Genomic DNA, 15,273 nt, shown 5'->3' with positions numbered 1-15,273 from the left:
GGCGTCAAAGGCGCATTCTCCCGGCTCTTGCCCCGCGCCGTCCACTATTGATGCCCATCGCGCTCGATCGCATTGATGCGCTCGACCTTGGCCCCCGAACGCGCGGCCTCGAACTCCGACGCCAGGAACGCGGTGACGATGCTTTTGGCCAGTTCCGCGCCGATTACCCGCGCACCGATGGACAGGATCTGCGCATCGTTGCTCTTGCGTGCGCGCTCCGCCGAGTAAGTGTCGTGAGCCTGGGCCGCCCGGATCCCGAGCACTTTGTTGGCCGAAATCGCCATGCCGATCCCGGTGCCGCAGACCAGCACGCCGAGGCGCTGCTGCCCGGCGGTGATGGCGCTGGCCACGGCCAGGGCGATGTCCGGGTAAAGCACGGGTGCAGTGGAATGCGTGCCGAAATCGGTCAGCGGGTATCCCAGCGCCTCGATATGGCGCTTCAACAGCTCCTTGAGCTCAAAACCCGCTTCATCGCATCCGATAGCCACCGGGAAAGGTGTGTTCATGGCGTCTGGCTCCGCTGCCGTTACTGCTGTTAAGACTGATCATTTGATCATTCAGTGAAATTTAATTCAGACATTTCTCGTGCATAAGCCTGATTCTGTCAAGCGAGTTTTTACTGACCTCCCAGTCAAAGCCCCATAAAGCGCGAATAAAAGCACTCAAGATGAGAATCATCACTTTTAAGTGAAAGGGATTGACTGATCAGAATTTCATTTGATACACATATGATCACAGCGAAACATGACTGTGCGACCTAATAAGAATTCACAGCACGAGGACACGCCGATGGCCACGCCATTACTGCTCCAGGCTGAACACGTCGCCAAGGCTTACGCCGGGGTACCTGCCCTGCGTGACGGGCGCCTCTCCTTGCGGGCCGGCAGCGTACACGCCCTGTGTGGCGGCAATGGCGCAGGCAAATCGACATTTCTGAGCATCCTGATGGGCATCACCCCGCGCGATGCCGGCAGCATTCTGCTCAACGGCGCAGCGGTGCAGTTCAACCGCCCGAGCGAGGCCCTGGCGGCGGGGATCGCGATGATCACCCAGGAGCTGGAACCCATTCCCTACATGACCGTCGCCGAAAATATCTGGCTGGGCCGCGAACCGCGCCGCGCTGGATGCATCGTCGATAGCAAAACCCTCAACCGGCGTACCCGCGAGCTGCTCGAAGGCCTGGAATTCGACGTCGACCCCACCAGCCCCATGCACCGCTTGAGCGTGGCGCAGATCCAACTGGTGGAGATCGCCAAGGCGTTCAGCCATGACTGCCAGGTGATGATCATGGACGAACCCACCTCGGCCATCGGCGAGCGTGAGGCAGACACCCTGTTCAAGGCCATTCGCCGCCTCACCGCGCGTGGCGCGGGCATCGTGTACGTGTCGCACCGCCTGAGCGAACTGGCGCAGATCGCCGATGACTACAGCATCTTTCGCGATGGCGCCTTTGTGGAAAGCGGGCGCATGGCCGATATCGACCGCAACCACCTGGTGCGCGGCATCGTCGGCCAGGAGCTGACGCGCATCGACCACAAGGTCGGCCGTGAATGCACCGCCACCACCTGCCTGCAAGTCGACAACCTGAGCCGCAGCGGCGAGTTCCACGACATCAGCCTGCAACTGCGCCAGGGCGAAATCCTCGGCATCTACGGCCTGATGGGGTCGGGGCGCAGTGAGTTCCTCAACTGCATCTATGGGCTGACCACGCCGCACTCGGGCAGCGTCACCCTGCACGGCAAGCCCCTGCCCATCGGGCTGCCCAAAGCGACCATCAACGCCGGCATGTCGTTGGTCACCGAAGACCGCAAGGACAGTGGCCTGGTACTCACTGGCAGCATTGTTTCCAACATTGCGCTGTCGGCCTACAAGCGCTTGTCGAACTGGTCACTGATCAACGCGCGCAAGGAAACCCAATTGGCTGAGGACATGGTCAAGCGCCTGCAGATCAAGACCACTTCCCTGGACCTGCCGGTGGCGTCCATGAGCGGCGGCAACCAGCAGAAAGTCGTGCTCGCCAAATGCCTGTCCACGCAACCGGTGTGCCTGCTCTGCGATGAACCCACGCGGGGCATCGACGAAGGCGCCAAGCAAGAGATCTACCACCTGCTCGATCAGTTCGTGCGCGCCGGGGGCGCTGCCATTGTGGTGTCATCGGAAGCCCCGGAACTGCTGCACCTGAGCGATCGCATCGCCGTCTTCAAGGGCGGCCGCCTGGTCACTGTCAGCAGCGACACCGCCCTTTCCCAGGAAGCCTTGTTGAGTCTTGCCTCATGAATGCCAAAACGATCGTTGCGCCCGTTACCGCCGCGCCGCGCAGCCGACTGCGCCTGTCCCTCGACCGCTTCGGCCTGCCGCTGGTGTTTATCCTGCTGTGCGTGGCGATGGCGTTTTCCAGTGAATACTTCATGACCTGGCGCAACTGGATGGACATCCTGCGCCAGACCTCCATCAACGGCATCCTGGCCGTGGGCATGACCTATGTGATCCTGACCAAGGGTATCGACCTCTCGGTGGGCTCGATCCTCGCGTTTGCCGGGTTGTGCAGCGCGATGGTCGCGACCCAGGGCTATGGCCTGCTGGCGGCGGTCAGTGCGGGAATGTTCGCCGGCGCGATGCTCGGCGTGGTCAACGGCTTCATGGTCGCCAACCTGTCGATCCCGCCGTTCGTGGCCACCCTGGGCATGCTCAGCATCGCGCGCGGCATGACCTTCATTCTCAATGACGGCAGCCCCATCACCGACCTGCCCGACGCCTACCTGGCGCTGGGCATCGGCAAGATCGGCCCGATAGGCGTGCCGATCATCATCTTCGCGGTGGTCGCGCTGATCTTCTGGATGGTGCTGCGCTACACCACCTACGGCCGCTATGTGTACGCGGTGGGTGGCAATGAAAAGAGCGCACGCACCTCCGGTATCGGCGTGCGCAAGGTGATGTTCTCGGTGTACGTGGTCTCCGGCCTGCTCGCCGGACTGGCCGGCGTGGTGCTGTCGGCGCGTACCACCTCCGCCCTGCCCCAGGCCGGGGTTTCCTATGAGCTGGACGCGATTGCCGCCGTGGTGATCGGCGGCACCAGTTTGTCGGGCGGCACCGGCAGCATCGTCGGCACGCTGTTTGGCGCGCTGTTGATCGGCGTGATCAACAACGGCCTGAACCTGCTCGGCGTGTCCTCCTATTACCAGCAGGTCGCCAAGGGCCTGATCATCGTGTTCGCAGTGCTGATTGACGTGTGGCGCAAGAAAAAACGCTGAAGAACGACCAATAACAATAACTGGAGTTCGACTTATGAAACTGGGTATCACTTTGGCCGCTGCGGCGACCCTCACCCTGCTGGCCAGCAGTATCGCCCTGGCCGCCGATGGCAAGACCTACAAGATCGGCGCCGCCGTCTACGGCCTCAAGGGCCAGTTCATGCAGAACTGGGTCCGCGAGCTCAAGGAGCATCCTGCGGTCAAGGACGGCACCGTGCAATTGACCGTGTTCGACGGCAACTACGACGCACTGACCCAGAACAACCAGATCGAAAACATGGTGACCCAGCGCTACGACGCCATCCTGTTCGTGCCCATCGATACCAAGGCCGGCGTCGGCACGGTCAAGGCGGCCATGAGCAACGACGTGGTGGTCATCGCCTCCAACACGAAAGTTGCCGACGCCAACGTGCCGTATGTGGGTAACGACGATGTGGAGGGTGGCCGCCTGCAGGCCCAGGCCATGGTCGACAAGCTCAACGGCAAGGGCAATGTGGTGATCATCCAGGGCCCCATCGGCCAATCGGCGCAGATCGACCGTGAAAAAGGCGAACTGGAAGTGCTGGGCAAACACCCGGACATCAAGATCATCGAGAAGAAAACCGCCAACTGGGACCGCGCCCAGGCACTGGCCCTGACTGAGGATTGGCTGAACGCTCATCCCAAGGGCATCAATGGCGTGATCGCACAGAACGACGACATGGCCCTCGGCGCGGTGCAGGCTCTGAAGTCCCATGGCCTCACGTCCAAGGACGTGCCCGTGACCTCCATCGACGGCATGCCGGATGCGATCCAGGCGGCGAAAAAAGATGAAGTCACCACCTTCCTCCAGGACGCCCAGGCCCAGTCTCAGGGCGCGTTGGACGTGGCGTTGCGCGCATTGGCCGGCAAGGACTACACGCCGCAGTCGGTGATCTGGGAGCGCTATGCCAAGGACGTGAAATGGGGGGATGGCAGTGACAAGAACTACATCCTGCCGTGGGTGCCGGTGACCCATGCGAATGCCGATGCGCTGTACAAGCAGGTCAGCGGCGCCAAGTAGTCACTTGAAATAGGGTCAACGGTGGGAGGGGGCTTGCTCCCGAAAGCGGTGTAACAGTGATAGATCAGGTGACTGACACACTGCCATCGGGGGCAAGCCCCCTCCCACACTGGATCTGCATCGCTTTGAAAAGAGGAGTCACTCATGTCTGGTTTCTGGAACCAAGCCTTCGACCTCAGCGGCCGTTGCGCCGTGATCACTGGTGGCGCCGCCGGTATCGGCCTGGCCTGCGCCACCCTGCTGGCGGAGCGCGGCGCCCGGGTGGCCTTGCTCGACCGCGATCCGGCAGTGGTTGACGTTGCCGCCCGTCTCGGCGACGGGCACCTGGGCATTGCCGTCGACCTCGGTCGGGTCGACCGCATACAACCTACCATCGACCACGTATTCGAACACTTTCAACGTCTGGATTACCTGGTCAACAGTGCCGGCGTGGTGTTGCTGGACAAGGCCATTGAGGTCAGCGAAAGCGCCTGGGACACCACCCTGGATATCAACCTCAAGGCCAGCTTCTTCGTCGCCCAGGCCTGCGCCCGTCACATGCTGGCCCAGGGCAGCGGGCGTATCGTCAACCTCGCCTCCCAGGCCGCCGTCATCGGCCTGGACCTCCACGTTGCGTACTGCGCGAGCAAGGCGGCCATTGTCGGCATGACCAAGGTGCTCGCCATGGAGTGGGCACCGCAGATCAACGTCAATGCCATCTCCCCCACCATCGTCGAAACCGCGCTGGGCAAGAAAGCCTGGGCCGGTGAGGTGGGTGAGCGGGCCAAACGGCAAATCCCGGCAGGCCGCTTTGCCCAGCCCGAGGAAATCGCCGGACTGGCGCTGTACCTGCTCAGCGATGCCGCACAGATGATCACCGGCGCGAACATGGTGATCGACGGCGGCTACAGCATTCAATAATTCATCTTGATGTCGTGAGGTTTTGTCATGTCCACCGTTACCGAACGCAGCCCCGAACACCATGCCCCGGTCATTCCGAAAACCATGCAGGCCGTGGTGTGCCATGGCCCGGAAGACTATCGCCTGGAAACCGTCGACGTTCCCACACCGGGGCCGGATGAAATTCTCACCAAGGTCGAGCTGTGCGGCATCTGCATGGGCGACATCAAGACCTATCGCGGCGCGCCGTCGTTCTGGGGCGATGCCGAGCAACCGCGCTACGTGAAACCGCCGATGATTCCCGGGCATGAGTTCGTCTGCCGCGTAGTTGCCCTGGGCCCCGGCGCGGAAAAACGCGGCGTGGCGGTCGGTGACAGGGTGATTTCCGAGCAGATCGTGCCGTGCTGGGGCTGCCGGTTCTGTAACCACGGACAATACTGGATGTGCCAGAAGCACGACCTCTATGGTTTCCAGAACAATGTGCAGGGTGCCATGGCCCAGTACATGATCTTCACCAAGGAAGGCATCATCCATAAAGTGCCGGAATCCATCGCACCGGATGAAGCGATCCTGATCGAACCCCTGGCGTGCTCGCTGCACGCGGCAGAACGCGCCGATGTCGACCACGACGACATTGTGGTAGTCGCCGGCGCCGGCACCCTGGGCCTGGGCATCATCGGCGCGGTGCGGTTGCGCAACCCGAAAAAGCTCATCGTGCTGGACATGAAGCCCGAGCGCGCCGCCCTGGCCTTGCGCATGGGCGCCGACGAAGTGTGGAACCCGGGCGAGGTCGACGTGCTGGCGAACATCCGCGAGATCACCGATGGCTACGGCTGCGACATCTATATCGAAGCCACCGGGCACCACAAGGCGGTGAACCAGGGCCTGGCGATGCTGCGCAAATTGGGGCGTTTCGTTGAGTTCAGTGTGTTCAATGATGAAGCCACGGTGGACTGGTCGATCATCGGCGACCGCAAGGAACTCGACATTCTCGGCTCGCACCTGGGGCCGTACATGTACCCGCGCGCCATCGACTTTATCGGCAACCGCAAGATCGACATGCGCGATGTGGTGACCCATACATTTGCCCTGGCTGACTTCAAGGAAGCGTTTGCGGTGATGGAGCGCGGTGATAAATCGCTCAAAGTGGTACTGCAACCTTAAATTCGCGAGGGGCTTGCCCTGATTGTAGGAGCGAGCTTGCTCGCGAAAAACTCACAGGCACCGCGTTCATTCAGGAAGCACGCGTTATCGTTGACGTTTTTCGCGAGCAAGCTCGCTCCTACCAAAAAGCCTTGAATGAGTGGCCATTGGGGCTTGCCCCCTCCCACATTAGATGTGTGGTGAACCAATAAAAAAACAGGAACCCGCGTTATGAATCGAGTCATCAACGATCCGGACCAAGTGGTCGAAGACATGCTGCGCGGCATCCTGGTCGCGCACCCCGAGCTGCGTCAGTACGAAACCAACCCACGGGTCATCGTCAAGGCCAAGCCCTCGGCGCAGGGCCGGGTCGGGATCGTCACCGGCGGCGGCTCAGGCCATGAACCGGCCTTCCTCGGTTACGTCGGCCCGGGGCTGGTGGATGCGGTGGCGGTCGGCGAGATTTTTTCCTCGCCCACCGCCAAGAGTTTTTTCGACGCCTTGCGCGCCGCCGACCATGGCGCGGGCGTGGCCTGCCTGTACGGCAACTATGCGGGCGACAACATGAATGTGAAGCTGGCGATGAAAATGGCCGCCAGCAAAGACATGCGTGTCCGCACCGTGGTCGCCAATGACGACGTCGCCTCCGCCCCCCGGGCAGACATCGCCAAGCGGCGCGGCGTGGCCGGGGAAATCTTCATGTGGAAGATCGGCGGCGCCGCGGCGGCCCGGCATTACGACCTGGACGGGGTGATTCGCGTCGCGCAGAAAGCCGTCGACAACTGCCGCTCGATTGGCATCGGCCTCACGCCGTGCACCATCGCCGCCGTGGGCAAGCCGAACTTCCAGATCCCCGACGGCCAGATGGAGCTGGGTATCGGCCACCATGGCGAACCGGGCATCGAAGTGATTCCCATCGAGTCCGCTCAAGCCATGGCCGAACGCATGCTCGCCCCCATCCTCGAAGATCGCGATTTCAGCCAGGATGACAGCGTGGTGGTGCTGGTCTCAGGCCTCGGCGCCACGCCGGTGATGGAGCTGTACGTGTTCTACGCCGAGGTGCAACGCCAGCTCGAAGCCAAGGGCTTGAAGATTCACCGTTGCTATGTCGGCAACTACTTCACCTCCCTGGAAATGATGGGTGTGACCCTGACCCTGCTCGGCCTGGATGCCGAGTTGACAACACTGATCGACCAACCCTGCCGTTCCATCGGCATGACCCAGGCGGAGTGAACCATGAGCGAGCATTTTTCCACCCACGACGGCGGCGCCCTCGTCGCCGACCTGGTCAGCGTGATCGTGGCCAACCGTGAATACCTCAGCGAAATCGACGGCGCGATTGGCGACGGCGATCACGGCATCAACATGGCCAAAGGCTTCGCCCACTGCGGGCGGGCGCTCGAAGGTCGCCAACTGACCTTGGCCGAAGCCCTGGATGAATTGACCCTGAGCCTGATGGAAGGCATTGGCGGTTCGATGGGGCCGTTGTATGGCAGCCTGTTTATCGGCATGGCCGATGAGGTACGCACCAGTGAAGACATCGACGCCGCCACCTTCGCCCGCCTGCTGCGCGGTGGCCTGACCTCGTTGCAGGACATCACTGAGGCAGGAGTGGGTGACAAGTGTCTGATGGACACGCTGATTCCGGCGGTGGAGGCCTTCGAGCGGGCGCATGCTGATGGAGCTTCGTTCAGCCATGCACTGCAAGCAATGAAAAGCGCTGCTTCGCAGGGGCGCGACTCGACCAGGGACCTGGTAGCGAAGATCGGCCGGGCCAGTCGTCTGGGTGAGCGTTCGCTGGGGGTCCTGGATGCGGGGGCCGTGTCGTGCTGCCTGATACTCACGCGACTGGCGGACTCCATCCAGGCCCGACTGAGCTGACCGGCAATGCGGGAGGGGCTCGCCTCTCCCGCAGGCCTGTCGGCTTGCCTGTCAGCGCATGGCCTCCTCCAGGCTGCTGATGAATACGGCACTGTCGATAATGCCGTCGTGGTCAGTCTCGATCATCACCGAACGCTCGATGCGCCCCTGGCCGATCACGCTCGCCATCTGCTGCTCGATCAGTGCCTTGAAGCGCCCTGCCCGGCTCATGGACGCCCACCAGCAACTGACTGGCGCCTTGATCGGCTTGAAGTCGGCCGCGACCATCCGTTCGCTCAACGCGCGGTCGACGTCCCAGGCAATCTGCGCTTCGTTGCCGTGCAGCAGTTGCTCCTTGATGGCCGTAAAGGTTTCGCCCAATGCCTGCTCAGCCCAGCTCACGAACCCTTGCCATTGACCCATTTCATCCTCGGCATCGCGCTGGCATTGCTCCCAGGCACGCTGTATCGCCTCGGCGAACTCAGGGAACATCACGCCCAATAACGCGGCGCGGCGCTCGTTGGCCGAAACCTCACGATCTTCCCCCACGTCCACCGCATCCCAGTAGGGCGTGACCCACTGCGGCGGCGCGGCGTCGATCCATCCCACACACTCCACGTCACGCCCCGCCTGCTCCAGGCCGTGCGCCACTTCCATCGCCAGGTTGCCGCCCAACGACCAACCTGCCAGGCGGAACGCCCCCTGGGGCTGGGCCATGAGCAATTGTGCGGTGTAATCCTCGACCATCACTTGCCACTGCGGCACTGCCGCGCCCTCCTCGGCCAATGCTCGGCACATCACCCCCAATACCGGGCGCTGCTCGCGCAGGGCCAGGGCAATCGCGGTGTAGCAATGCACCGAGCCAAAGCTTGGGTGGAACAGGAACAACGGCGTGCCTTCGGTCTGCTGGTTGAGCCTGACGATCAACGACGCTCGGTTATCGCCCTGCAAGCAGCGGACCTGCCCCGCCACGGTCGGATTGAGCATCAGCTGGCTGACCGACAAGTTCACGCCGCTGACCTTGCGGATGCGCTCCTTGAGCATCAGTACCCGCAACGAATGGCCACCCAGTTCGAAGAAATTGTCGTGCAGCCCCACGCGTTCCACGTCGAGCACCTCGCTCCAGATCGCCGCGACCTGCTGCTCGATTTCGCTGCGGGGTGCCTGGTACTGCCCGGTGCCGTGGGCCTGCGGCTTGGGCAATGCCTTGCGATCCAGCTTGCCGTTCGGACTCAGCGGCATCTGCTCCACTACCACCCACTGCGCCGGCACCATATAGTCCGGCAACTGTGCGGCCAGGTGCGCAACCAGCGCGGCTTTCCAATCGTCCTGCGGCTGTTGCAGCACCAGGTAGCCCACCAGGTGGGTGCCGTCGACCGCGAGCACTGCCGCTTCACGGATGCTGCTGTGTTCCAGCAGGCGCGCTTCGATCTCACCCAGCTCGATGCGCAGCCCGCGCAGTTTGACCTGGTGGTCGATGCGCCCGGCGTATTCAATCACGCCATCGTCGCGATAACGTGCCAGGTCGCCGGTGCGATACAAGCGCGCGCCGCTGCCGAACGGATCGGTGACAAAGCGCTCGGCGGTCAGCGCGGGGCGACGGTGATAACCCCGCGCCAGCCCGATCCCGCCCAGATACAACTCACCCAACACGCCGACCGGCGCCGGTTCCAGGTTGGCGTCCAGCACATAGCACGAAAGGTTGGCGATCGGCCGGCCAATCGGCACGGCGTCGCGGCCTTCTTCGACGCAGGTCCAGTGGGTCACGTCGATAGCCGCTTCGGTCGGGCCATACAAGTTGTACAACCCGGCGCCGGGCAGCTTGGCGAAGACCTGCTGCTGGGCGTCGGCGGGCAGCGCTTCGCCGCTGCAGACAATGCGTTGCAGGCTCTGGCACGAGGCCACATCTGCGTCTTGCAGGAAGGCTTGCAGCATGGACGGCACAAAATGCAGCGTGGTGATGCGTTGCGCGTTGATCAGGCTGACCAGCCGCGCCGGGTCACGATGGTCGCCCGGTGCGGCCACCACCAAGCGTGCGCCGGTCATCAATGGCCAGAAGAACTCCCACACCGACACGTCAAAGCTGAACGGCGTTTTTTGCAGCACGCTGTCACGAGCCTCGAGGCCATACGCCTGCTGCATCCAGCACAGCCGGTTGGTCAGCGCACGATGGCGGTTGCCGGCGCCCTTGGGCTGGCCGGTGGAGCCGGAGGTGTAGATCACATAGGCGAGGTTTTCGCCCTGCACGGCGACGTTCGGGTTGTGGGCGCTGAAGGCGTCCGGCGAGGCGTCGCCGCTTTGCAGCACCAGGCATTGCACACCGGCTGGCACCGGCAGTTGCGCCTGCAGGTGGGCCTGGGTCAACAACAATTGCACAGCGCTGTCCTGCAGCATGTAGGCCAGTCGCTCACGCGGGTATTCCGGGTCCAGCGGCACATAGGCACCGCCCGCCTTGAGCACCGCCAACAAGCCCACGACCATTTCGATCGAGCGCTCCAGCGCCAGCCCCACCAGTACGTCCGGGCCGACGCCGGCAGCGATCAGGCGATGGGCCAGGCGGTTGGCCCGGGCGTTCAATTCGGCGTAGCTCAAGGTGTGCCCGGCAAACATCAGCGCCGGGGCCTGCGGCGTGCGCTGCACCTGCGCCTCGATCAACTGATGCACCGCTTGATCCAGCGGATATTCCACGGCAGTGGCGTTCCATGTCTGCACCAGCGTCGCGCGCTCGGCGGCGGCCAGGCTTGGCAATGCGCCGAGGCATTGGGCAGCATCGTCTGCCAATGCCATGAGTAAGTGCTGGAAGTGCTCGGCCAGGCGCTGGATGTGCGCTGCGCTGAAGGCCTCGCGGTCGTAGTTGAACTCCACGCCCAGGCTGTCGCCTATCGCCAGCAGGACCGTCAATGGGTAGTGGGTCTGCTCCAGGCTTTGCACCGCGCCAAAGCGCAGCCCCGACGGCGCGCCCTGCTCCAGGGCCTCGGACACCGGGTAGTTTTCGAAGACCAGGATACTGTCGAACAGTGCTTCGCCGCCCAGCCCGGCCCAGCGCTGGATCTCGAACAACGGCGTGTGTTCCTGCTCACGCAAGCTCAGGTTCTGCTGCTGGACCTGCTGCAGCCACTGATTGACCGACATCTGTGCATCCGGGGTCGCCACCACCGGCAAGGTGTTGATGAACAGGCCGACCTGCTGTTCAATCCCGCGCAATTGCGCCGGACGCCCTGCCACCGTGGCGCCGAACGCCACGGTGGCGTGCCCGGTATGGTGCTGCAGCAGCAACAGCCAGGCGCTTTGCACCAAGGTGTTGAGGGTGACTTTGTTGCGCTGGGCGAACGCTTTGAGGCGCTCGGTCTGCGGCGCGTCAAGACTCAGGCGATGCTCACCGTTAACCGCCAGGGCCGTGTCGTCCTGGACCTGTGCGCCACGCGCCAGGCGCGTGGGTTCCTGCAAGTTGATCAGCTGGTCTTTCCAGAACGCCTGGCTGAGTGCCTTGTCCTGGGCGTGCAGCCACGCGATGTAATCGCGATAACGCCCGGTCGGCGCCGGCAACGGTTCGCCTGCATAGTGTTGCAGGACTTCGCCAAACAACTGCGAACCACTCCAGCCGTCCATCAGGATATGGTGATTGGTGTAGATCACGTGATGGCTCGACGCACCGGTGCGCACCACCGTCAGGCTCAACAGCGGCGCCTGTTCCAGCACAAAGCCCTGGGCTCGTGTCGATTCGGCCAGGCTGTCGAGGCGTTGGATGGCATCACTGCGGGCCTGCCAATCCAGCTCGACAAACGGCAGGCGCACCTGCTTGTAGACCACCTGCAAGGGCTGCTCCAGCTCGGCCTGCCAGACAAAACCGCTGCGCAGGATTTCGTGACGCTCGACCGCCGCCTGCCACGCCTGGTGGAAGCGCGGTACATCCAGGCCGTGCACGTCAATGCGCATCTGGTTGATGTAGTCACCCGAGCCTTCGCCATACAGCGACTGGAACAGCATGCCCTGCTGCATGGGCGACAGCGGATACAGGTCTTCGACCTCGGCGGCGTCCAGCGCCAGGTCATCAAGCTGCTGCTGGGTCAGGTTCGCCAGGGGGAAGTCGGAAGGCGTCACGCCCCGATTGGCGGGTTCACAGCAATGGTCGATCAGCGCCCTGAGTTCCTCGGCGTACTCATCGGCCAGTTGCTGGACAGTCGCTTGCGCGAACATCGCCTGGCTGAAACTCCAATTGAGCTTCAGCTCGCCGCCATACACCTGGCCGTTGATTTCCAGCCAGTTACCCAAGGGCGCGTCCGGGCTTTGTTCGGCACCGCTGGCGTCGCCGGAAGGCGCAAACAGCCCTGGCTGCTCGGCGCTGTCGAAGCTGGCGTCGAACTGCCCCAGGTAGTTGAACGTGATGCGCGGGCGTGGCAACGCGGCCAATGCCTGTTGGGCCTCGGCATCGCCCAGGTAACGCAATGCGCCAAAGCCCAGGCCTTTGTCGGGGACGGCGCGCAGTTGTTCCTTGATCTGTTTGAGGGAGCCGGCCAGGGTGACGGCCGGCAGCACTTTCAACGGGTAAAGGCTGGTGAACCAACCGACGGTGCGGGTCAGGTCGATCTCGTCGAACAGGTCTTCGCGGCCGTGGCCTTCGAGCCTGATCAACATCGCCTCGTCACCGGTCCAGCGCGTGATCACACGGGCCAGGGCGGTCAGCAACAGGTCGTTGATCTGGGTGCGATAGGCACTCGGCGCGTCCTGCAGCAAGCGACGGGTGTAGACCGGGTCCAGATGCGTACTCACACTCAGCGCCAGGTGGTTGCTCAGGCTGGCCTGCGGGTCAGCGCCGGGCAAGCCGGATGGACTGTCGTGCAGTTGCGCCTGCCACCAGGCCAGTTCGTGTTGCAGGGCCTCACTGCGTGCATACGTCTGCAGGCGTTCAGCCCAGGCGCGGGTGGCGCTGGTCTTGGCCGGCAGTTGCACGGCGGCGCCCTGGGCCAGTTGCTGGTAGGTGCTCTGCAGGTCTTCGAGCAGGATGCGCCAGGACACGCCGTCGACCACCAGGTGATGGATGACCAGCAACAAACGCTGCGACCCGTCGGCCAGTTGCGCCAGCACTGCGCGCAACAAGGGCCCCGCATTCAGGTCGAGGCTGCGCTGGGCTTCTTCGCCCAGGGCTTCAAGTTCCTCGACCGTATTCAAGGTGGTCTGCCACAGCACCTGGTCGGCCTGGTGCAGGTGCGGCCCACGGTAGGCCGCGCTCCAACCCGCCGCCCCCTGCACAAATGTGCTGCGCAAGGCATCGTGGTGCACGATCAGCGCTTCAAGTGCGGCCACCAGCAACGGCACCTGCAAGGGCTCGTGCGGTTGCAACACCACCGATTGGTTCCAGTGGTGGCGCTGGGGGATGTCATCGGCAAAGAACGCCTGTTGCACCGGCAACAGCAGCAGCTCGCCGCTCAGTGCCGACTGATCCAGCAGCACTGCGCCCTCGCCTTCCCGGGCGACGGCCGCCAGGCTCTGCACAGTCTGGTGCTGGAACAAGTCCTTGGGCGAAAACCGCACGCCGACCTGACGCGCGCGGCTGACCACCTGGATCGACATGATCGAGTCGCCGCCCAGCTCAAAGAAGTTGTCATGCAAGCCCACTTGCGGCAGGCGCAGCACGTCGGACCAGATCGCGGCGATCTTGCGCTCCAGTTCGCTGTGCGGCGCCACATACACCTGCTGCATCAGGCTCACATCCGGCAACGGCAGGCCCTTGCGGTCGAGCTTGCCGTTGGGGGTCAGCGGCATGCGTTCGAGGAACATCAGGTGCGTGGGCACCATGTAGTCCGGCAAACGGGTTTTCAGGGCGCGGCGCAGGGTTTCGCGGCCGTTGGCCTGGGCGACGCCATCGTCGAGCAGGGCCGGGTCAAGCGGCACTACGTAGGCCACCAACTGCTTGCCGGTCGGGCCTTCCTGGGCCACCACCACGGTTTCGCCGACGCTGTCCTGTTCGCGCAGGCGCGCTTCGATTTCGCCCAGCTCGATACGGAAGCCACGGATTTTCACTTGATGGTCGACGCGCCCCAGGTAATCCACCACGCCATCCGGGCGCCCACGGGTCAGGTCGCCGCTGCGATACACGCGGCTGCCGGGTTTGCCGAACGGGTCCGGCACAAAACGTTCGGCGGTCAACGCCGGACGCTCCAGGTAACCCCGCGCCACGCCCTCGCCACCCAGGTACAACTCGCCGGCCACGCCGATGGGTTGCAGGTTGAGTTGCGCGTCCAGCACGTAGCCGCTGCGGTTGCCGAGCAAGGTGCCGATGGGCGCGTAGACGGCGCCGCACGGGTCGCCTTTGCGCGCCTTCCACAGCAGCGGCGTGACCACGGTTTCCGTCGGGCCGTAGCCGTTGAACAGGTAGGTCGGTTTCAGCGCACGCCAGGCCAGGTCATAGCTGGCCTGCGCCACGGCATCACCGCCAAAGCAATACACGCGCACCGCCGGAGGGTTGCCGTCGCGTTCGGCGTGTTCGGCCAGTTGCTGCAGATACACCGGTGGGAACACCGCCATGGTCACGTTGTGCCGGTGCATCTGTTCATAGGTGTATTCGGGCAGCCACAGGCTGTCGTCACGGATCAGCACGCTGGCGCCATTGATCAACGGGTGCATCCAGCCTTCGTGGGAACCGTCGAAGGCGAAGGACATGAAGTGCAGTTCGCAATCGGCCGGGCGGGTTTCATAGCGCTCGCCGGTGGCGATGATGTGCGCCACCAGCGGTCCGTGGGACACCGCCACGCCCTTGGGCATGCCGGTGGAGCCGGAGGTGTAGATCACGTAGGCGAGGTTGTTGCCGTCGAGGGCGACGTTCGGCGCCGTGTAGTTGTCATCGGACCAGTCCTGTAGCTGATCCACTGCCAGGGCTTGCAGGCCTTGCGGAATCGGCAGGCGCTGTTGCACCGTCGAGTGGGTCAGCAGCAACCGCGAGCGGCTGTCCTGCATCATGTACAGCAGGCGATCACGCGGGTATTCGATGTCCAGCGGCACGTACACGCCACCGGCCTTCAGCACCGCGAGGAACGCCACCATGATCTCGGCACTGCGCGGCATGGCAATCGCCACGCGCACTTCCGGGCCGACGCCACG

Annotated in this window: 9 protein-coding genes; 7 read left to right on the top strand and 2 right to left on the bottom strand. The window is 63.5% G+C overall.

The features are described 5' to 3' along the window. Positions 1–44 precede the first annotated feature (44 nt). Positions 45–506, bottom strand: a complete 462-nt coding sequence (rpiB, locus tag BFQ04_RS21145; protein ID WP_065952444.1) for a ribose 5-phosphate isomerase B — start codon at positions 504–506, stop codon at positions 45–47. 283 nt (positions 507–789) lie between these two features. Here rpiB and BFQ04_RS21140 point away from each other — a divergent pair, with 283 nt between their 5' ends. From BFQ04_RS21140 to dhaL, 7 genes are all read left to right on the top strand, one after another. Further along, a complete protein-coding gene (locus BFQ04_RS21140) occupies positions 790–2,277 on the top strand; it encodes a sugar ABC transporter ATP-binding protein (protein ID WP_065952443.1) in 1,488 nt (495 codons plus the stop codon). Continuing rightward, the gene (locus BFQ04_RS21135; protein ID WP_065952442.1) at positions 2,274–3,251 is read left to right on the top strand and encodes an ABC transporter permease; all 978 of its coding nucleotides are present in this window, start codon (positions 2,274–2,276) and stop codon (positions 3,249–3,251) included. The genes BFQ04_RS21140 and BFQ04_RS21135 overlap by 4 nt, the downstream gene beginning before the upstream one ends. 34 nt (positions 3,252–3,285) lie before the next feature. Then, positions 3,286–4,293 (top strand): substrate-binding domain-containing protein, encoded by a 1,008-nt coding sequence (locus BFQ04_RS21130; protein ID WP_065952441.1) that lies wholly within the window; start codon positions 3,286–3,288, stop codon positions 4,291–4,293. Between the two features lie 144 nt (positions 4,294–4,437). Next, positions 4,438–5,193: an SDR family oxidoreductase gene (locus BFQ04_RS21125; RefSeq protein WP_065952440.1), complete on the top strand. Its 756-nt coding sequence runs from the start codon at positions 4,438–4,440 to the stop codon at positions 5,191–5,193. 27 nt (positions 5,194–5,220) lie between these two features. After that, complete coding sequence (locus BFQ04_RS21120; protein WP_065952439.1) at positions 5,221–6,336, top strand: MDR/zinc-dependent alcohol dehydrogenase-like family protein; 1,116 nt, start codon at positions 5,221–5,223, stop codon at positions 6,334–6,336. A 210-nt stretch (positions 6,337–6,546) separates the two neighbouring features. Next, positions 6,547–7,548 (top strand): dihydroxyacetone kinase subunit DhaK, encoded by a 1,002-nt coding sequence (locus BFQ04_RS21115; protein ID WP_065952438.1) that lies wholly within the window; start codon positions 6,547–6,549, stop codon positions 7,546–7,548. Between the two features lie 3 nt (positions 7,549–7,551). Further along, positions 7,552–8,196 carry a dihydroxyacetone kinase subunit DhaL gene (gene dhaL / locus BFQ04_RS21110; RefSeq protein WP_065952437.1) on the top strand — a complete coding sequence of 215 codons (645 nt, stop codon included), beginning with the start codon at positions 7,552–7,554 and terminating at the stop codon, positions 8,194–8,196. 51 nt (positions 8,197–8,247) lie between these two features. On the opposite strand, the gene BFQ04_RS21105 is transcribed toward dhaL, so the two are convergent. Beyond that, positions 8,248–15,273: non-ribosomal peptide synthetase (locus BFQ04_RS21105; protein ID WP_139111953.1), on the bottom strand; the 7,026-nt coding region annotated here is incomplete at its 5' end.

Source organism: Pseudomonas sp. 37 R 15, assembly GCF_900004865.1.
Classification (GTDB): domain Bacteria; phylum Pseudomonadota; class Gammaproteobacteria; order Pseudomonadales; family Pseudomonadaceae; genus Aquipseudomonas; species Aquipseudomonas fluorescens_AM.
The sequence above is the reverse complement of the archived record's forward strand: the minus strand, read 5'-3'. Positions and strand labels throughout refer to the sequence as shown.